Source organism: Cupriavidus sp. 01T418, from assembly GCF_056398885.1.
The window spans coordinates 83,488-100,718 of sequence record NZ_JBFTQG010000009.1 but is presented as its reverse complement, the minus strand read 5'-3'; the positions used below and the strand labels follow the sequence as shown (position 1 = coordinate 100,718).

The window sequence follows — 17,231 nt, the reverse complement described above, 5'->3', positions numbered from 1 at the left end:
AGAACCCACAGTCGGGGAGCAGTGCGTGTTCGCCCGGCTCATCGGGACAATTGGGCGCCGCACTTTGCGTGCTGAGGAGTGGCTGCTCGTTGAGTGGCCGGAAGGCGAGGTAGAGCCGACCAAACGCTTCATGTCCACGGCGCCGGCCAACGCACTGGTTGAGCAACCGGTCTTGGTGACCAAAATGCGTTGACGTATTGAACGCGACTACCAGGACTTGCAACAGGAACCCGCCCTGGTCATTCCGAAGGCCGAGGCTGGCGCGTTTCCGGGCACGCGCCGCTGCGCTGGTTTTGCCGGCAAAGCGGCGCGTGGCAACAATATCAGTCCTTGGCCGCGTTGCCCGTCTGCTCCGCATCCACCGCTGCAAAGACTTCCTCCGCCAGATGGAACGCCGAGTTGGCCGCCGGCACCCCGCAATAGATCGCGGTTTGCAGCAGCACTTCCTTGACTTCGTCGCGGCTCACGCCATTGTTGGCGGCGGCGCGCAGGTGCAGCTTGAGCTCGTCGGAGCGGTTGAGCGCCACCATCATGGCGATGGTGATCAAGCTGCGCGAATGGCGCGGCAAGCCTTCGCGGGTCCAGATCTCGCCCCATGCATAGCGCGTGATCAGGTTCTGGAACTCGTCGTTGAGCGGGTTGAGCCTGGCCAGCGAGCGATCCACGTGGGCGCTGCCCAGCACCGCGCGGCGCACGGCCAGGCCTGCCTGGTAGCGTTCGGCATCGTTGGCTGGACGGTTGGCGGGCTGCTGCGCATCGCTACCCAGGAAGCCCAGCAGCGCCTCGGTGAAACGGGCAGGCTGTTCGAGGTTGGACAAGTGGGCCGCTTCCAGTTCCAGGTAGCGCGCGCCCGGAATGGCATCGGCCAGTGCGCGCCCTTCCGCCGCCGTGGTGGACGGATCGGCGCTGCCGGCAATCACCAGCACCGGCACCGGAATGGTCTTGACCGCCTCGCGCAGGTCGGCGTCACGCACCGCCGCGCAGTTGGCGGCATAGCCTCGGGCATCCAGGCCCGTCAGCACCTGGCGCAGGTCATCCAGCTGGTTGCCGGCGGCCCTGACGAAAGCCGGCGTAAACCAGCGTTGCAGCGAACCCTCCACCAGCGGCGCCATGCCATCGCGCAGCACGCCTTCAATGCGCGTGTTCCACGCCTCGGGGGTGCCGATCCTGGGCGCGGTGTTGGCCAGCACAATGCGGGTGAAGCGCTGCGGCGCGTTGACGCCCAACCACATGCCGGTCAGGCCGCCCATCGACAGACCGCAGAACGCTGCCTTCTGGATGTTCAAGGCGTCCATCAAGGCCAGAACGTCGCTGCCCAGTTCCGCCACGCTGCCCGATCCCGGCGGCAATGCGGACTGGCCATGGCCACGGGTATCGTAGCGCAGGATGCGGAAATGCTTGCCCAGCGCTTCGGCCTGGGGAGACCACATGGTGTGGTCGGTGCCGAGGGAGTTGGAGAAGATGAGGACGGGCGCGGACTGCGCGCCTTCCAGCGTGTAGAAGAGGCGATTGCCGGCGTGGGTGATGAAAGGCAAAGTGGTCTCCAGAGAAATTAGGTTCGATGTTCGGCTACGTGTCGTCTTTCAGCGCCTGCGCGCCGGCTTGCGCGGGCTCTCGGTGCGCTCCGGTCTCCTGCCGCCAGGCCGCCAGGACCGCATCGACGAATCCCCCCGCCTGCCCGGCATAGTTGGCCGGATCGCAAACCCGGTCCAGCGCCACCGCATCCATCAGCCCGGCATGCGCGGGATCCTCGGCCAGGGTCGCGCCCAGCGCTTCGCGCAATGTCGTGCCTGCGGCCACAGCCCGGCGGCAGGCGCCTTCCACCAGATGATGCGCGGGCAGCCGGCCAATCTTGCCGCCGAGTTCCAGCATGGCGGCTTCCGCCAGGATCAGCCCGTGCGTCAAGCCCAGGTTGGCGCGCATGCGCGCGGCATCCACCTGCAATCCTCCCACCACTTCCAGCAGCTGCCGCAGTGCCCCGGCTGCCAGCGTGACGATCTGCGGCAAGGTATCCCATTCCGCCTGCCAGCCGCCCAGCGCGCGCTCGTGCTCCTGCACCATGCCGGCCAGCATGGTCGCCACCAGCGGCGGCACGCGCACGGCGGCGGTGAGCACCGCGGCGCAGCCAACCGGATTGCGCTTGTGCGGCATGGTGCTGGAGCCACCGCGCCCCGGGCCGGTGGGCTCCGCCACTTCCGCGACTTCGGTCTGCATCAGCAGCGAGACGTCGCGCGCGATCTTGCCGAGCGTGCCGGTCAGCATGCCGAGCGTGGTGGCCACCTCGGCCATGCGGTCGCGACAGGCGTGCCAGGGCGTGGCAGGCACTTCCAGTGAAAGTTCGCGGCCAAGCTCGGTGGCCACCGCCGGTGCTGCGGCGCCAAGGCTGGCAAGGGTGCCGGCGGCGCCGCCGAATTGCAGCGCGGCGGCCTGCGCGCGCGTGGCGCCGAGGCGGCGCAGGTCGCGGCGCAATGCATCGAGCCAGCCGGCGGCCTTGAGGCCGAAGGTGGTGGGCAGCGCGTGCTGCAGCCAGGTGCGCGCCACCATCGGCGTGTCGCGATGTTGCGCGGCGAGTGCTGCGCAGGCGTGGCCGAGCGCCTTGAGATCGGCATCGATCGCCAGCAGCGATTCGCGCAGTTGCAGCACCATGCCGGTGTCGATCGCGTCCTGGCTGGTGGCGCCCCAGTGCACGTAGCGCGCGGCCTGCTCGTCGCGCGCGGCCACCCGGGCGGTGAGTTGCCTGACCAGGGGAATGGCGAGGTTGCCGGCGGCCACGGCGGCAGCGGCCAAGACATCGAGGTCGATCTCCTCGACGCGGCAAGTGGCGGCGATGGCCTCGGCAGCCACCGCGGGAATGACGCCGCAGCGGGCTTGCGCACGCGCAAGCCCGGCTTCGAAGTCAAGCATGCGCTGCACCGTGCCGCTATCGGAGAATGCGGCCAGCGTGGCGGCGCTGCCGAACATCGGGTCGGTCAGTCGGGATGAGGTGGGCATCGATTCAGCTTCGCATCGGCATGGAAAAACCCCAGCACCGGACCATGCTGGGTCCGGCGCCGGGGCTCGGTCTGGCGCAAGCACATAGCGCGGCTCGCGCGTGGATCAGATGTCGAAGAAGACCGTCTCGTCCTGGCCTTGCAGCACCACCTGCCATTGCAGCTTGCCTGCGCCCGCCGGCTGCGCCACCAGCGTGCGGCGGCGCTCGGCGGGCACCTGCGACAAGGCCCAGTCGCGCGCGTTGGCCTGCGTTTCGTCCGGGAAGTATAGGCGCGTGGACAGATGCTTGAGCAGGCCGCGCATGAACAGCGAGACGACGATATGCGGCGCCTGCGGCTGGCCGTCGGGGCCGGGCACGGGGCCCGGCTTGACGGTGACGAAGCGGAAGCTGCCGTCGGGGCCGGTCGGCAGCCGGCCAAAGCCGGTGAAGCCCGGCACCAGTGCCGTCTGGGCGCCATCGCGCGCGTCATCGGGGTGGCGATAGCGGCCGGCGGGGTTGGCCTGCCAGATCTCCACCATGCCGTCGGGCACGGGATCGCCCTTGCCGTCGATCACGCGGCCTTCGATCACGACGCGCTGGCCCGTCACTTCGGGGACCTCGGCGGTCAAGTCGGCGCGGTCAAGGCCGGACAGGCCGATATGCAGGTAGGGTCCAACGGTCTGGGATGCGGTGGCGTACAACATGGCTTACTCCATCGGCGTGGCATCGCGGCCACGCAGCACGATATCGAAACGGTAGCCGAGCGCGTACTCGGGCACAGTGGTCTCCCAGTCGAAGGCGGCCACCAGGCGATCGCGCGCCTTGGCGTCGGGCACGCAATTGAAGATGGGATCGAATGCGAGCAGCGGGTCGCCCGGGAAGTACATCTGCGTCACCAGCCGCGTGGCATAAGCGTTGCCGAACAGGGAGAAATGGATATGCTGCGGCCGCCAGGCGTTGTGGTGGTTGCGCCAGGGATAAGCGCCGGGCTTGACGGTCTTGAACTGGTAGCGGCCCTGTGCATCGGTCACCGCGCGGCCTTCGCCGGTGAAATTGGGATCGAGCGGCGCGTCGTGCTGGTCGCGCTTGTGCACGTAGCGGCCGGCGGCATTGGCCTGCCAGACTTCGATCAGCGCGTTCGGCACGGGACGGCCGTTCTCATCGAGCACGCGACCGCTCACCAGGATGCGTTCGCCGATGGGTTCGCCGGCGTGGCCGGCGGTGAGGTCGCTATCGCCGTTGCGCACGAACTCGGCGCCGAACAGCGGGCCGGTCACTTCGGACAGCGTCTGGCCCAGCGCCACCAGCGGCTGGTTGGGCGAGCGCAATTGCGTGGAGGCGTAGGGGTCGAAACGGTATTCCGGCTGGGTATTCCAGTAGGGGCGGCGATATTGCGCCAGCTCGGGCGGCAGCTTGATGGGCGAGTCGGCCATGGTGTGCGTCTCCTTGGTGGGGAATTTTCATTACTTTATTTGCGGCGATTACTGCTGTAAATTGAGTTTTTCGACTATTTGCATAACTTTTTGATATGCAGAGCACCTTCCGCAGCCGGGTTCGCCTGCGCCACCTGCATTGCTTCGTCGCCGTGGCGCAAACCCAGCACCTGGGCCAAGCCGGGGAGCAACTCGGCCTGAGCCAACCCGCCGTCTCCAAGACCCTGACGGAGCTGGAAGCGTTGCTTGGCGCACGTCTGCTGGAGCGCAAGCGCTCGGGCACCGACCTGACCGAACTCGGCCAGCGCTTCCTGCGCCACGCCTTGCGCGTACTGGAGGACCTGGACGAAGCCGCCGACAGTGTCGGTGGCCCGGGCGCTGCCGGGCGCCGGCATATCCGGCTGGGCGCCTTGCCCAGCGTGGTGCCGGACCTGCTGCAGGAAGCGGTGCTGGCGTTCCGCGCCGCCTATCCCGAAGTCGGCCTGGCGGTGCAGACGGGCATGAATCGCACGCTGATCGACTGGCTGAAGGCCGATCTGCTCGATATCGTGATTGGCCGCATGGACAATCCGGCGGTCATGGAGGGGCTCTGGTTTGAGATGCTGAGCGCCGAGCCGCTGCTGCTGGCGGTGCGTAGGGGCCATGCCCTCACTATCGCGCCACCATCCCTGGCGGACGTCATGGCCTTCCCGCTGGTGGTGCCGGCGCAGGGCTCGGTGCCGCGCCACAGCGCGGAAAGCCTGCTGGCGCGCCACGGCTTCGTGCTGCCGGCCGGCGTGCTGGAGACTTCCGATGCTTACCTCGGCCAGCTCATCGCGCTGAGGTCCGACGCCGTCTGGCTGGCGCCGCGCTGCGCCATGCGCCAGGCGCTGGAGGACGGCGAGCTGGTGCTGCTGCCCATCTCGGGCCAGGGCAGCGAAGAACCGGTCGGGCTGCTGCGCCAGGGCGGCCGCGACCTCGACGAGGCGGCCGAAGCCTTTGTGCAGGATCTGCGGGAACGCGCCGCGGCGCGCTCGCGAGTGGCGGTGCCCAAGGCGAAGGGATAGCCCGCTTCTTACATCTCGGTCGCATCTTCGACGCGCTTGCCTACCGGGCGGGCAACGTCGGGGGATAGCTGCAGGAAAATCCATGCCGAGGCCGAGGTAATCAGACCCACGCAGATAAAGGTGGCATGGAAGGCCGGCAACGCAGTGGTGGCACCGTGCCGGCTGAAAGTCCCCTGGAAGGTCGCCAGCAGCGCGCCGGCCGACGTCACCGCCAGGCTCATCGACAGCATCTGCACCATCGACAGCAGGCTGTTGCCACCGCTGGCCCCCGCCGTGCCGAGATCCTTCAGGGTGACGGTGTTCATGGCGGTGAACTGGATCGAATTGACCGCACCGAAGATGGCCAGTTGCACCAGCACCAGCGCAAGCGGCTGGGTGGCCGAGATCAGCGCGAACGAAGCCATCGCCAGTCCCACCACGAAGGTATTGGTGACCAGCACCTTGCGATACCCGTGGCGCTGGATCAATCCGGTGGCGAGGCGCTTGGAGGCCATGCCCGCCGCCGTGATCGGCAACATCATCATGCCCGCCTGGAACGGCGAATAGCCCAGGCTGACCTGCAGCGTCAGCGGGATCAGGAACGGCATGGCGCCATTGCCGATGCGCGCGAACAGGTTGCCCAGCAGGCCCACGCTGAAGGTATGGATGCGGAACAGCCGCAGCGCGAACAACGGCCGGCGCAGCCGCGTGGCGTGCAGTACGTAGGCCGTCAACGAAGCCATGCTGGCGATCAGCAGCATCAGCACGGTGGCATGCTCGAAGCCCAGTTCCGCCAGGCCGTCCAGCGAGAAGGACAAGGTCAGCATGGCGATGGCCAGCAGCAGGTAGCCGCTGGCATCGAACCGCGCCACGCCGTGCAGCCGGCTGTTGGGCATATAGCGCATGGTGGCCAGCCCGCCCAGCAGGCCCACCGGCACATTGATCAGGAAGATCCAGTGCCAGGAAAACGTCTGGGTCAGCCAGCCGCCCAGCGTCGGCCCGATCAGCGGGCCTACCATGCCGGGAATCGCCACGAAGCTGAGCGCCTGCAGGTACTGGTCGCGCGGGAAGGTGCGCAACACCGCCAGCCGCCCCACCGGCAACAGCATGGCGCCGCCCACGCCCTGCACGACCCGCGAGACCACCAGCAAGGTCAGGCTGCTGGAATAAGCGCAGGCCACCGAGCCGGCGACGAACAGCAGGATGGCGGTCTGGAAGATGGTGCGGGTACCGAAGCGATCCGCCAGCCAGCCCGAGGCCGGGATGATTACCGCCATGGTCAGCGAGTAGGCGATGATGACCGACTGCATGCGCAGCGGGCTCTCGCCCAGGCTTTGGGCCATCGAAGGTAATGCGGTGTTGACGATGGTGGAGTCCAGCGTCTGCATGAAGAAACCGACCGCGACCACCCAGAGCATGATCTGGCGGGTGCGTTCGTCGGCAGGTAGAAGGGTGTCTTGCATCGGGATGGCTGTGCCCGTAGCGCAGGCGCGAGGCGCCGCGAAGGTCCGCTGAGTCGCGTACCGTAGCAGTGTAGCGGAGCCGCATCGCGGCGCGCGCGGATTCCGGGATTGCACGGGGACAGCCAAGGTCCCGTCAGGCCGCCACCCGCTTGCTGGATTCGACCGCGGCCGGGCGGGCGAAGTCATCGAATGACAGGCCGGCGCGCCAAGCCGCCACTGCCCGGCGCACTGTCTTCAGTCCGAAAGCCATGACATGATGTATTTGATTAATGTCATTCAAGAACGAGAAAGATGCAGCTGATCCCGGACAGGCACCCGACTGGATATATCACGATGTGATGCAAATAGTCTTCGCCGCGAGCGCGTGGATAGTGCGCTACCTGGCGGCAGCGTGTATCGCGTTTCTCTGTCAGAGTTCCCTCTCCGCATGCGTTCCCTGACTAAGGACTTACACGTATCTCACAGCTATTTTTGCGACATTGCATTTTCGAAAGCCGATTGGAAGGCTTCGGAAAGCCGATTGCAAGAAGCCGTTTATAGAGTCTCGAAACTCGCTTGAGCCCGCGATGAAGTCGCGACAAGGCAAAAGCGTAAAAACAGGAGACGGAGGGACCACCTCATGAATCAATATAACGACGCGCGCTACCTCCCGGGTAGCCGGACTGCACAGCGGCCTCGCTGGCCGGGCAAGCGGGAGGGTCAGGCATGAGCACCCCCTCGCGTTTCAAGAAGGACTACTACGGCGGCGGGCTGATGACGCTGATCGGTCTTGCCACAGTGGCTGCCGGCCTGCAGTACCACACCGGCACCCTGAGCAAGATGGGGCCGGGCTTCTTCCCGGTAGCGGTAGGTGCGCTGCTTGCGCTCGTCGGCGTGATGATCGCCATCTCGGCGCGCAACGACGCGCCGGCGGACGCCAAGCCATCGGGGCACGGACACGGTGGCGGACTGCCTGACTTTCGTGGCTGCGCCTGCATCATCCTGGGCGTGCTCTCCTTCCTGCTGCTGGGCAAATACGGCGGACTGATCCCCGCGACCTTCTCCATCGTGTTCATCTCGGCGCTTGGCGACCGGAGCAACACAGTGAAGCAGGCCGCGCTGCTGGCGCTGGCAATGTGCGTCGTGGCGGCGGTCGTGTTCTGGTGGGCACTGCAGTTGCAGTTGCCGCTGTTTGCCTGGGGGGCCTGAGAATCATGACTACGAATGCTCTGCACGATCTCTGGTTCGGCTTCGGCGTTGCCTTCCAGGGCTCCAACCTGATGTGGTCCTTCTTCGGCGTGCTGATGGGCAACCTGATCGGCGTATTGCCCGGCATGGGCGCGCTATCGGCGATTTCCATCCTGCTGCCGTTGACCTACGCGATGCACCCGGTGCCTGCCATCCTGATGCTGGCCGGCATCTTCTATGGCTCGCAATATGGCGGCGCCATCGGCGCGATCCTGCTGAACCTGCCCTCGCATCCGCCGCATGCGGTCACCTGCCTTGACGGCTATCCGCTGACGCGTGCCGGCAAGGGTGGCACGGCGCTGGGCATCACCATGATCTGCTCGTTCTTCGCTGCGTCGGTGGGCATCATCGTGATGATCTTCGCCTCGCCGCTGCTCACGGAGATCTCGTTCAAGTTCGGTCCCACGGAGATCTTCTCCATCATGCTGCTGGGCCTTCTGGCCGGTTCCACCATGTCGCGCGGATCCCCGTTGAAAGGCGTGGCGATGACGCTGTTCGGCCTGATCTGCGGCGTGGTAGGCACCGACGTGAACAGCGGCGCCTTCCGCCTGGCGATGAATATCCCCGAGCTGAGCGACGGGCTGGAACTGGTTGCCATTGCCATGGGCCTGTTCGGCGTGGCGGACTTCCTGCTCAACGTCAACCGGATGAATGTCATCACGACCAAGACCAAACTGCGTATCCGCGACATGCGGCCCAGCCTGGCTGAACTCAAGACCGCATTCTGGCCGATGGTCCGGGGCACCGGCATCGGCACGCTGTTCGGCGCGATGCCCGGCACCGGCCCCACCATCACCACCTTCGTCGCCTACGCGCTGGAGCGCAAGATCTCCAAGACCCCGGAGAAATTCGGTACGGGCATGATCGCGGGTGTCGCAGGTCCGGAAGCCTCCGCGCACTCCAAGACGCAGGTGGACTTCATCCCCACCATGAGCCTGGGCATTCCCGGCGACGCCGTGATGGCGCTGATCCTTGGCGCGCTGATGATCCAGGGGATCGCCCCGGGCCCGCAGCTGATCAGCGAGCACCCGGATATTTTCTGGGGCCTGATCGCCAGCTTCTGGATCGGCAACGTGCTGCTGATCGTGCTGAACGTGCCGCTGATCGGCGTGTGGGTCAAGCTGCTGCAGGTACCTTATCGCTACCTCTTCCCCTCGGCCATGTTCTTTATCGTGGTGGGCGTGTTCAGCACGCAGAACAGCCTGTTCGAGATCTGGGAAGTGCTGGCCTTCGGGGTGATCGGTGCCCTGCTCATGTGGCTTGAGTTCTCGGTGGCTCCCATTCTCCTTGGCTTCGTGCTCGGGCCGATGGTGGAAGAGAACTTCCGCCGCTCCCTGCTGCTGTCGCGCGGCGACTTGACGGTCTTTGTGCATCGGCCCATCAGCTGCGTCTTCGTCGTCCTGTCCGCGCTGCTGCTGGTCGGCGTCACCTATTCCGCATGGCGTGGCCGTCGCGGCGACAACAAGCCAGTGGCGCTGCCCGGCGGCGACCTGGCCGTCAGCGAGTAGCCGTAGCGGAAGTCCTGAGCAGCACCAGGCGGCCGGCGCTCACGTCGGCCGCCACCTCAACGCGGTGCGCTACCGTGCCAGTCTCACGTAGCGCCGCCGCGACCGGTTCCGGCGGCAAGCACTCCTGCCCAAGGCGCCCTCGCTCCTGCGCGTGCAGTCACGCAAGACGCCCCGCCAGTTCCGCCGCCGCCTCCTCGTCCGTGCGCTCGAAGCGCAGTGGCGTGACCGAGATGCCACCCCGGCCCACCACGACGGCCTCGCTGTCGTCGGTGTCCGGGCGCGGTCCACGGGAGAACTGCAGCCAGTGATATGGAATCCCGCGCGGATCGACATGGGCCCTGACGGCGAAATCCTTGACCAGGCCGACGCCCTGGCGCGTCACCGTCAGCGCGCCGGCCGACTCGGGCGCCACATCGGGGAAATTGACGTTCAGGCAGGCCTGCTGGTTCCAGCCGGCCGCGAGCAGGCGCCGGATCACGCCAGGGGCCAGTTCGCCCGCCGTATCCCAGCGCACCGCGTGGCGATCGGTAAAGGCCTGGCTCAGCGCGATCGCCGGGATACCCAGCAAGACGCCGGTCATGGCGGCACCGACGGTCCCGGAGAACACGGTTTCGAGCCCGAGATTGGCGCCGCGATTGATGCCCGACAGGACCAGGCTGGGCGGCGCATCGGCCATCAGGTGCCGCGCGGCCATGACAACGCAGTCGCCCGGCGTGCCGCTGACGCCAAAGCGGCGTTCGCCTTGCTGGCTGATGCGCAGGGGCGCGTGCAGGCTGAGCGAATGCGAGGTTCCGCTCTGGTCGTGTTCGGGCGCGACCACCCAGACCTCGCGCGCCAGCGTTGCGGCCACGGCCTCGAGCACGGCCAGTCCCGGCGCGTCGATGCCGTCATCGTTCGTAAGGAGTACGCGTTCCAACAAGGGTTCGGACATGGGGAAAGGGATGCTATGGGTTGACGAATCCTGGGCTGTCTCGCGCAGGATCCAGCGCGAGACATGGCGACGTCCCTGACGTGGCCGGCCGGGGCGAACGCCAACTATAAACCGAAGCCGTGACTGCTTGCCTTCTTGCCATTGTCAGTCTTGCAAACCAGACAATGGCGCTGTGCTTTATAGCCGGCTTGGCGCGCAGTCCTGCACGCGCAGGCGCGTCTGCCAAGGCCAAGCTAGAATAACCCCCAAACCAACAACCGCCAGGGGGGCAGGATGTCAAACGCACTTGCAGCGCCCAGCAAAACCGAAGAGCCAAGTGCCGAAGCGCGCGCAATCGCCGTCGCCCCGGTCATCGCGAAAGCAGCGCTCGACCAGTCCGACCACGCCATGCGCAACTGGACCGATCCCGAGCCCGGGCCGGTCCGCATCGGCTCCCCGCAGCACTTGCGCCTGTTCTGCAACATGCTGCTGCAAACCCACAACCCCTACAAGCCGGCCGTCATCGACTGGCCCAGGCTCGAGCCAGATGCCTTGCGGCGGGTGACCTCGCTGCCGATCTGGGATATCGCGGTGCAGACCGAAGGACGTGCGTCCGTCCGTGTGCATTCCTTCGCCAATACCGTGGCGGAGCCGCTGCTGCGCTGCGCGCTTGAGATGGACGGCGCCGAGGAGGCGCGGCACAAGGTGGTGCTGTCGAAGCTGGTCGAGGCCTATGGCATCGCGCTGGCGCCTCAACCCGAATACCTGCCCCCCGCCGACGTCGAATGGGGCTGGCTGGTGACCGGCTATAGCGAGTGCATCGACAGCTTTGCCGCTTTCGGGCTGTTTGCCGCGGCCAAGCGCTCGGGCTTCTTCCCTGCCGAACTGGTGGAGACCTTCGAACCGGTCATCCAGGAAGAAGGCCGGCACATCCTGTTTTTCGTCAACTGGACCGCCTGGTATCACCGCAACCTGCCCTGGTGGCGGCGCCCGCTGTTTGCGCTCAAGGTAATGCGGGTGTGGGCCTTCCTGCTCTGGGAGCGCATTGGCATTGCGCGCGGCATCGATGCCGATGGCGTGGCCCACGACGCCAATTTCGCCATGAATGGTTCGGCGGCGTTGGCCGAGACCCTGTCGGCGCGCGAGATGATCGATCTCTGCCTGGCCGAGAACGAACGCCGCATGGCGGGTTACGATGCCCGCCTGCTGCGCCCGGAAATCGTGCCCTGGCTGGCCCGGCGCGCCCGGTGCTTCCTGCGCTGACCGCGCCCCTGGCCCGGTTTAACCTCCTTAACCTCCTTAACCTGCCCCGGAGCTTTTCGAGATGTTCCTGTTGTCCCTGATTCCGCTCGCCATCTGGTGCGTGCTGCTGGCTGGCCGCGCCGGCTTCTGGCGGGTGCGCAAGCCTGGTCCCGCGCCCGCCCCGGCGCAATGGCCGGGGGTGGTCGCCATCATCCCGGCCCGCGACGAGGCGGACGTGATCGGCGGCGCGGTGACCAGCGTGCTGGGGCAGGCCTATCCCGCATCCCTGCGCCTGGTGGTGGTGGACGACCATAGCACCGACGGTACCGCCGATATCGCGCGCAGCGCCGCGGCGGCGCTGGGCAAGGCGGAGTCGCTCACGGTGATTACCGCGCGCGATCTGCCGGCCGGCTGGAGCGGCAAGGTCTGGGCGCAGTCGGAGGGCCTGGCGGCTGCCGATCAGCAGGCAGCCGCGGCCACGTGGGTATGGCTGACGGATGCCGACATCCATCACGGCAATGGCGTGCTGGCGCAGCAGGTGGCGCGCGCGGAATACGAGCAGCGGGACCTGGTTTCGCTGATGGTGCGGCTGCGCTGCGCCTCGTGGTGGGAACGCATGATCGTGCCGGCTTTTGTGTTCTTTTTCGCCAAACTCTACCCGTTCGCACGCGTCAATAATCCGCGCAGCGGCGTGGCCGCGGCGGCCGGCGGCTGCATGCTGGCGCGGCGTACCGCGCTGGCCCGCATCGGTGGCTTTGCCGCGATCCGCGGCGAACTGATCGACGATTGCAGCCTGGCGGCCTGTATCAAGCAAGGCGGGTCGATCCGCCTCGATCTCGCCGACGACAGCATCTCCCTGCGCCCCTACGATGACTGGCGCAGCCTGTGGGACATGATCGCGCGCAGCGCCTATACGCAGTTGCGCTATTCGCCGCTGCTGCTGGCCGGCGCGGTGGCCGGCATGGTACTGACCTACCTGGCGCCGCCCCTGCTGGCGCTCGGCGGCGGCCTGCGGCTATGGCCGGCATGGGCGGCATGGCTGGCCATGTCCCTGGCCTACATGCCGATGCTGCGCGAATACCGCCAGCCTCTGTGGCTGGCGCCGCTGCTGCCGTTGACGGCCCTGTTCTACCTCGGCGCCACGGTCGATTCCGCGCGCCGCTACTGGCTGCGCAAAGGCGGACAATGGAAGGGCCGCGCGCAGGCGCCGCAGCGCGGCTGAACACGCCAGGCCGATGGCCGGCCGCGCGCGATGCGCCGCCAGCCAGGGTCAGCGCAGGTAACCGGCGGTACGGAACCAGTCGAGCGCCTCGCCCAGGCCTTGCTGGTAAGGCCTGGCCTGGTAGCCAAGCTCGCGCCGGGCTTTTTCCGAACTGAAGAACATCCGGTACTTCGACATCGACAGGCCGTCTGCCGTCAGGAAGGGCTCCTTGCCGGTCATGCGCGCCACCGCCTCCGCCGCGAACGCGAGCGGATAAAGCGGCCAGCGCGGCAAGCTGATGGTAGGTGCGCGCCGCCCCGTCATGGCGGCAATGTCGGCCAGCATCTGCTGCAGGGAGACGTCCTGCCCGCCAAGGATGTAACGCTCGCCGGTCACGCCGCGCTCCAGCGCGAGCATGTGCCCCGCCGCCACGTCATCCACATGCACCAGGTTGAGGCCAGTATCGACGAAGGCGGGAATCTTGCCGCTGGCGGCCTCGACGATGATGCGGCCGGTGGGCGTGGGCCGCACGTCGCGCGGGCCGATCGGCGTGGAGGGATTGACAATCACGGCCGCGAGGCCGTCGCGGGCCACCATGCGCTCGACCACGCGCTCGGCCAGCACTTTGCTGCGCTTGTAGGCGCCGATCGCCTCGTGGTCGCCCATGGCGGCGTCTTCGGCCACCGGCGCGGTGGCGCCCGCCACCCGCAAGGTCGCCACGCTGCTCGTATACACGACGCGTTCGACCCCGCAGGCGAGCGCCGCACCCATCACGGTCTCGGTCCCGGCCACATTGGTGCGTACGATTTCCTCGGGATCGGGGGCCCACAGCCGGTAATCCGCCGCCACGTGAAAAAGATAGCGCACGCCTTGGAGCGCACTTTGCATGGCGCCCGCGTCGCGCATGTCGCCTTCGGCGATCTCGACCGGCAGGTCCTCCAGGTTGCGGCGCGGACTGCCCGCGCGTACCATCGCGCGCACTCGGAATCCGCGTGCCAGCGCCTGCCGCGCCACCGCAGAACCGAGAAAACCGGATGCGCCCGTTACCAGGACATAGTCCCCTGACGTCATGTTCCCCACAGGAATAACCCTCAAAGTGTTGCAGGCGTTAGCCAGGTGCCAGACAAAGGTTGCGGCACAGGTATATAGTAACCACCGTATGACGGGAAAGTGATTCCGGAATATCAACTTATGCTGAACCCGTTGACTGGGTCTGGGGGCCTATTTTATGCAGGTGATTCTTGCTCAACCCCGCGGTTTTTGTGCCGGCGTGGTGCGCGCGATCGAGATTGTAGATCGAGCCCTACTCAAGCATGGAGCCCCGGTGTTCGTGCGACACGAAATCGTGCACAACAAGCATGTCGTGGAAGGACTAAGGCAGAAGGGTGCACGCTTCGTGGAAGAACTTGACGAAGTGCCGACTGGTGCCGTCACGATTTTCAGCGCGCATGGCGTCTCCAAGGGAGTCGAGGGCGATGCCCGTACCCGTCAGCTGCACTCGATCGACGCGACCTGCCCGCTGGTGATCAAGGTGCATACGCAAGGCCGGCAATATGCCGCCAGCGGCCGCGTGGTGATCCTGATCGGCCATGCCGGCCATCCGGAGGTCGAAGGCACCATGGGACAGATCCCGGGCAAGGTCATCCTGGTGCAAAGCGAGGCTGAGGTCGCCCAACTCGACCTGCCCGCGGATACGCCGGTCGCCTACGTCACGCAGACCACGCTGAGCGTGGACGATACCCGTAATATAATTGCCGCCCTGGGCCGGCGCTTTGCCAACCTGGTGGGGCCGGACACGCGCGATATCTGCTATGCCACGCAAAACCGGCAAAGCGCGGTGCGCGAGCTGTCCAAGCAGGTCGAGGTGATCCTCGTGATTGGCGCCACCAATAGCTCCAACTCCAACCGCCTGCGTGAAATCGGCACGGAGAGCGGCGTGCCGAGCTATCTGATCGCCGACGGCAGCGAGCTGAACCCCGAATGGGTGCGCGGTGTCGAAGTCGTGGGCATTACGGCAGGTGCGTCCGCTCCCGAGGAAATGGTCAAGGACGTGATCGCCGCGCTGCGCAGGCTCGGACCGGTGGACGTGTCCACCATGGATGGCCGCGAGGAGCACGCCGAATTCCGCCTGCCCGCCGAGCTGGCCGATCCGTCGCCGCGCAGGCAGGCAGCCGGCATGGCCGAGGTCGACACCGAGACCGAGGCCGTGCCGCGGCCGCACCCGCAAACCGCCGCTGGCTGACCCCCGGCCGCCCCATAACAAGGAAGTACATTTTGGCCATACCCTTTCTGCAGGTTGCCCGCGTGGGCGCCTATGTCGTCAAGCAGCACCTCTCCGGCAACAAGCGCTACCCGCTGGCGCTGATGCTCGAGCCGCTGTTCCGCTGCAACCTGGCCTGTAACGGCTGCGGCAAGATCGACTATCCGGACCCCATCCTGAACCAGCGCCTGTCCATCGAGGAATGCCTGGGCGCGGTCGACGAATGCGGCGCGCCGGTGGTGTCCATCGCCGGCGGCGAACCGCTGCTGCACAAGGACATGCCCACCATCGTCAAGGGCATCATTGCGCGGCGCAAGTTCGTCTACCTGTGCACCAACGCGCTGCTGATGGAAAAGAAGCTGGACCAGTATGAGCCCAGCCCTTACTTCGTCTGGTCGGTGCACCTGGACGGCGATCGCGAGATGCATGACCGCTCGGTGAGCCAGGAAGGCGTGTACGACCGTTGCGTCGAAGCGATCGCCGCAGCCAAGAAGCGCGGCTTCCGCGTCAATATCAACTGCACGCTGTTCAACGATGCCGAGCCAGAGCGCGTGGCCCGCTTCTTCGACTCCGTGAAGGCACTCGGCGTGGACGGCATCACCGTTTCGCCGGGCTACGCCTACGAGCGCGCGCCGGACCAGCAGCACTTCCTGAACCGCGGCAAGACCCGCCAGCTGTTCCGCGACATCCTGTCGCGCGGCCGTGCAGGCAAGAACTGGGCGTTCAGCCAGTCCACGCTGTTCCTGGACTTCCTGGCCGGCAACCAGACCTACAAATGCACGCCCTGGGGCAACCCGGCGCGTACCGTGTTCGGCTGGCAGCGTCCGTGCTACCTGGTTGGGGAAGGCTACGTCAAGACCTTCAAGGAACTGATGGAAGGCACCGACTGGGACGCCTACGGCGTCGGCAACTACGAGAAGTGCGCCGACTGCATGGTCCACAGCGGCTTTGAAGCCACCGCGGTGGCCGATACCATCGCCCACCCGCTCAAGGCGCTGGGCGTGACCCTGCGCGGCGTGCGCACCACGGGCCCGATGGCACCGGATATCGACCTGACCAGGCAGCGCCCTGCCGAGTACGTGTTCTCGAAGCACGTCGAGATCAAGCTCGAAGAGATCGGCCGGTCCAAGCCGTCCAAGGCAGCCAACGACGCCGCCGCGGCGCGCAAGGCCGCCGCGCACTAAAGCGCAGGCAAGCCGGAATGGATAAAGGCTCGCCCCCGGGGCACCGCGTGTCTCCGGGGGCGAGCCTTTTGTCGCTCATGCCGGCCTCGTGCCGGCTTGAACGCCCGGGGTTCAGGCGTCGGCGGTCCGGCGCGCGTTGTGGTTGACCAGGTATTTGAGCAGGCCGTCGATGCCGTTACGCGCGACGATATCGGCGAACTGGCGGCGGTAGACCTCGATCAGCCAGGCGCCCATCATGTTGATGTCGTAGATCTTCCAGCCATTGCCGATACGCTGCAGTCGGTAGTCGATCTGCATCTCGTCGCCATTGTTGAGCACGCGCGTCTCGACCACGACGTCCGTGGCGCCGCTCGCGGCCAGCACGGGCTTGTATCGGAACTTGACGTTCTGCTCGCGCAGTTGCGACAGCGAGACCGCGTAGCTGCGCACCAGCAGGGTCTGGAATTGTTCGTAGAGCTGTTTTTGCTGTTCAGGCGAGGCATTGCGCCAGGCGCTGCCCACCGCGAGCCGGGTGGTGCGCTCGAAATCGGCGTAGGGCAGGAACTGGCGTTCCACCACCGCGGTAATCTTGGCCAGATCGCCGCTGCGCGTGTCGGGGTTGGACTGGATGGTGCCGATCACGCCCTCGACGGCGGCCCGCACCATGYGGTCCGGCGAAGACCTGTCGACCGCCTGGGCCTGGGCGGCGGAAACCGTTGCCACCGCGGCGAGCGGGACCAGAACCTGCAAAGCAATACCGTATCTCTTCATGCGAATTGGGACCTGAAAATGCCAGTAGGTTCGCCGCCGGAAATGCCCGGCATACTT

Annotated in this window: 15 protein-coding genes and 1 pseudogene; 8 read left to right on the top strand and 8 right to left on the bottom strand. The window is 66.5% G+C overall.

Annotated elements, in window-relative coordinates; all coding sequences use genetic code 11:
- Nucleotides 1–18: 18 nt before the first annotated feature.
- Nucleotides 19–276, top strand: a pseudogene (locus AC1DQ3_RS12800) (IS701 family transposase); the annotation flags it as partial.
- 47 nt (nucleotides 277–323) lie between these two features.
- Here the strand turns inward: AC1DQ3_RS12800 and pcaDC are convergent.
- The 4 genes from pcaDC to pcaH all read right to left on the bottom strand — a co-directional run bounded on the left by pcaDC (nucleotide 324) and on the right by pcaH (nucleotide 4,404).
- The gene (gene pcaDC / locus AC1DQ3_RS12795; RefSeq protein WP_477120563.1) at nucleotides 324–1,535 is read right to left on the bottom strand and encodes a bifunctional 3-oxoadipate enol-lactonase/4-carboxymuconolactone decarboxylase PcaDC; all 1,212 of its coding nucleotides are present in this window, start codon (nucleotides 1,533–1,535) and stop codon (nucleotides 324–326) included.
- A gap of 34 nt (nucleotides 1,536–1,569) precedes the next feature.
- Entirely contained in the window at nucleotides 1,570–2,991 is a 1,422-nt protein-coding gene (locus tag AC1DQ3_RS12790; protein ID WP_477120562.1) for a 3-carboxy-cis,cis-muconate cycloisomerase, read from the bottom strand.
- Between the two features lie 105 nt (nucleotides 2,992–3,096).
- Entirely contained in the window at nucleotides 3,097–3,675 is a 579-nt protein-coding gene (gene pcaG / locus AC1DQ3_RS12785; protein ID WP_477120561.1) for a protocatechuate 3,4-dioxygenase subunit alpha, read from the bottom strand.
- A 3-nt stretch (nucleotides 3,676–3,678) separates the two neighbouring features.
- Nucleotides 3,679–4,404: a protocatechuate 3,4-dioxygenase subunit beta gene (gene pcaH / locus AC1DQ3_RS12780; protein WP_477120560.1), complete on the bottom strand. Its 726-nt coding sequence runs from the start codon at nucleotides 4,402–4,404 to the stop codon at nucleotides 3,679–3,681.
- Between the two features lie 95 nt (nucleotides 4,405–4,499).
- Between pcaH and AC1DQ3_RS12775 the strand changes: the two genes are divergently transcribed.
- Nucleotides 4,500–5,450 carry a LysR substrate-binding domain-containing protein gene (locus tag AC1DQ3_RS12775; protein WP_477120559.1) on the top strand — a complete coding sequence of 317 codons (951 nt, stop codon included), beginning with the start codon at nucleotides 4,500–4,502 and terminating at the stop codon, nucleotides 5,448–5,450.
- Nucleotides 5,451–5,458: 8 nt separating this feature from the next.
- Here the strand turns inward: AC1DQ3_RS12775 and mdtD are convergent, their stop codons facing one another.
- Nucleotides 5,459–6,892 (bottom strand): multidrug transporter subunit MdtD, encoded by a 1,434-nt coding sequence (gene mdtD, locus AC1DQ3_RS12770; RefSeq protein WP_477120558.1) that lies wholly within the window; start codon nucleotides 6,890–6,892, stop codon nucleotides 5,459–5,461.
- A gap of 705 nt (nucleotides 6,893–7,597) precedes the next feature.
- Here mdtD and AC1DQ3_RS12765 point away from each other — a divergent pair.
- Entirely contained in the window at nucleotides 7,598–8,080 is a 483-nt protein-coding gene (locus AC1DQ3_RS12765; RefSeq protein WP_477120557.1) for a tripartite tricarboxylate transporter TctB family protein, read from the top strand.
- Nucleotides 8,081–8,085: 5 nt separating this feature from the next.
- Nucleotides 8,086–9,627 (top strand): tripartite tricarboxylate transporter permease, encoded by a 1,542-nt coding sequence (locus AC1DQ3_RS12760; RefSeq protein ID WP_477120556.1) that lies wholly within the window; start codon nucleotides 8,086–8,088, stop codon nucleotides 9,625–9,627.
- Between the two features lie 157 nt (nucleotides 9,628–9,784).
- Here AC1DQ3_RS12760 and surE read toward each other — a convergent pair whose 3' ends face one another.
- Nucleotides 9,785–10,558, bottom strand: a complete 774-nt coding sequence (gene surE, locus AC1DQ3_RS12755) for a 5'/3'-nucleotidase SurE (RefSeq protein ID WP_477120555.1) — start codon at nucleotides 10,556–10,558, stop codon at nucleotides 9,785–9,787.
- 273 nt (nucleotides 10,559–10,831) lie between these two features.
- Here surE and AC1DQ3_RS12750 point away from each other — a divergent pair, with 273 nt between their 5' ends.
- Nucleotides 10,832–11,800 carry a ferritin-like domain-containing protein gene (locus tag AC1DQ3_RS12750; protein ID WP_477120554.1) on the top strand — a complete coding sequence of 323 codons (969 nt, stop codon included), beginning with the start codon at nucleotides 10,832–10,834 and terminating at the stop codon, nucleotides 11,798–11,800.
- 61 nt (nucleotides 11,801–11,861) lie between these two features.
- The gene (locus AC1DQ3_RS12745; RefSeq protein WP_477120553.1) at nucleotides 11,862–13,001 is read left to right on the top strand and encodes a glycosyltransferase; all 1,140 of its coding nucleotides are present in this window, start codon (nucleotides 11,862–11,864) and stop codon (nucleotides 12,999–13,001) included.
- A gap of 48 nt (nucleotides 13,002–13,049) precedes the next feature.
- On the opposite strand, the gene hpnA is transcribed toward AC1DQ3_RS12745, so the two are convergent.
- Nucleotides 13,050–14,051, bottom strand: a complete 1,002-nt coding sequence (gene hpnA / locus AC1DQ3_RS12740; protein WP_477120552.1) for a hopanoid-associated sugar epimerase — start codon at nucleotides 14,049–14,051, stop codon at nucleotides 13,050–13,052.
- 157 nt (nucleotides 14,052–14,208) lie between these two features.
- On the opposite strand from hpnA, the gene ispH reads away from it, so the two are divergent.
- Together ispH and hpnH are read left to right on the top strand one after the other, a co-directional pair.
- Nucleotides 14,209–15,222, top strand: a complete 1,014-nt coding sequence (gene ispH, locus AC1DQ3_RS12735; protein ID WP_477120551.1) for a 4-hydroxy-3-methylbut-2-enyl diphosphate reductase — start codon at nucleotides 14,209–14,211, stop codon at nucleotides 15,220–15,222.
- 32 nt (nucleotides 15,223–15,254) lie between these two features.
- Nucleotides 15,255–16,424: an adenosyl-hopene transferase HpnH gene (gene hpnH, locus AC1DQ3_RS12730; RefSeq protein ID WP_477120550.1), complete on the top strand. Its 1,170-nt coding sequence runs from the start codon at nucleotides 15,255–15,257 to the stop codon at nucleotides 16,422–16,424.
- Nucleotides 16,425–16,535: 111 nt separating this feature from the next.
- Here the strand turns inward: hpnH and AC1DQ3_RS12725 are convergent, their stop codons facing one another.
- Complete coding sequence (locus tag AC1DQ3_RS12725; RefSeq protein WP_477120549.1) at nucleotides 16,536–17,174, bottom strand: MlaC/ttg2D family ABC transporter substrate-binding protein; 639 nt, start codon at nucleotides 17,172–17,174, stop codon at nucleotides 16,536–16,538.
- Nucleotides 17,175–17,231: the final 57 nt, after the last annotated feature.

Excerpts from the sequence above, each read along its gene's own strand:
- AC1DQ3_RS12765 (WP_477120557.1), top strand. The coding sequence starts at position 7,598 with ATGAGCACCCCCTCGCGTTTCAAGAAGGACTACTACGGCGGCGGGCTG.
- ispH (WP_477120551.1), top strand. The coding sequence starts at position 14,209 with ATGCAGGTGATTCTTGCTCAACCCCGCGGTTTTTGTGCCGGCGTGGTG.
- pcaG (WP_477120561.1), bottom strand. The coding sequence starts at position 3,675 with ATGTTGTACGCCACCGCATCCCAGACCGTTGGACCCTACCTGCATATC.
- mdtD (WP_477120558.1), bottom strand. The coding sequence starts at position 6,892 with ATGCAAGACACCCTTCTACCTGCCGACGAACGCACCCGCCAGATCATG.
- AC1DQ3_RS12790 (WP_477120562.1), bottom strand. The coding sequence starts at position 2,991 with ATGCCCACCTCATCCCGACTGACCGACCCGATGTTCGGCAGCGCCGCC.
- AC1DQ3_RS12775 (WP_477120559.1), top strand. The coding sequence starts at position 4,500 with ATGCAGAGCACCTTCCGCAGCCGGGTTCGCCTGCGCCACCTGCATTGC.
- hpnA (WP_477120552.1), bottom strand. The coding sequence starts at position 14,051 with ATGACGTCAGGGGACTATGTCCTGGTAACGGGCGCATCCGGTTTTCTC.
- pcaH (WP_477120560.1), bottom strand. The coding sequence starts at position 4,404 with ATGGCCGACTCGCCCATCAAGCTGCCGCCCGAGCTGGCGCAATATCGC.
- AC1DQ3_RS12760 (WP_477120556.1), top strand. The coding sequence starts at position 8,086 with ATGACTACGAATGCTCTGCACGATCTCTGGTTCGGCTTCGGCGTTGCC.
- surE (WP_477120555.1), bottom strand. The coding sequence starts at position 10,558 with ATGTCCGAACCCTTGTTGGAACGCGTACTCCTTACGAACGATGACGGC.
- AC1DQ3_RS12745 (WP_477120553.1), top strand. The coding sequence starts at position 11,862 with ATGTTCCTGTTGTCCCTGATTCCGCTCGCCATCTGGTGCGTGCTGCTG.
- AC1DQ3_RS12750 (WP_477120554.1), top strand. The coding sequence starts at position 10,832 with ATGTCAAACGCACTTGCAGCGCCCAGCAAAACCGAAGAGCCAAGTGCC.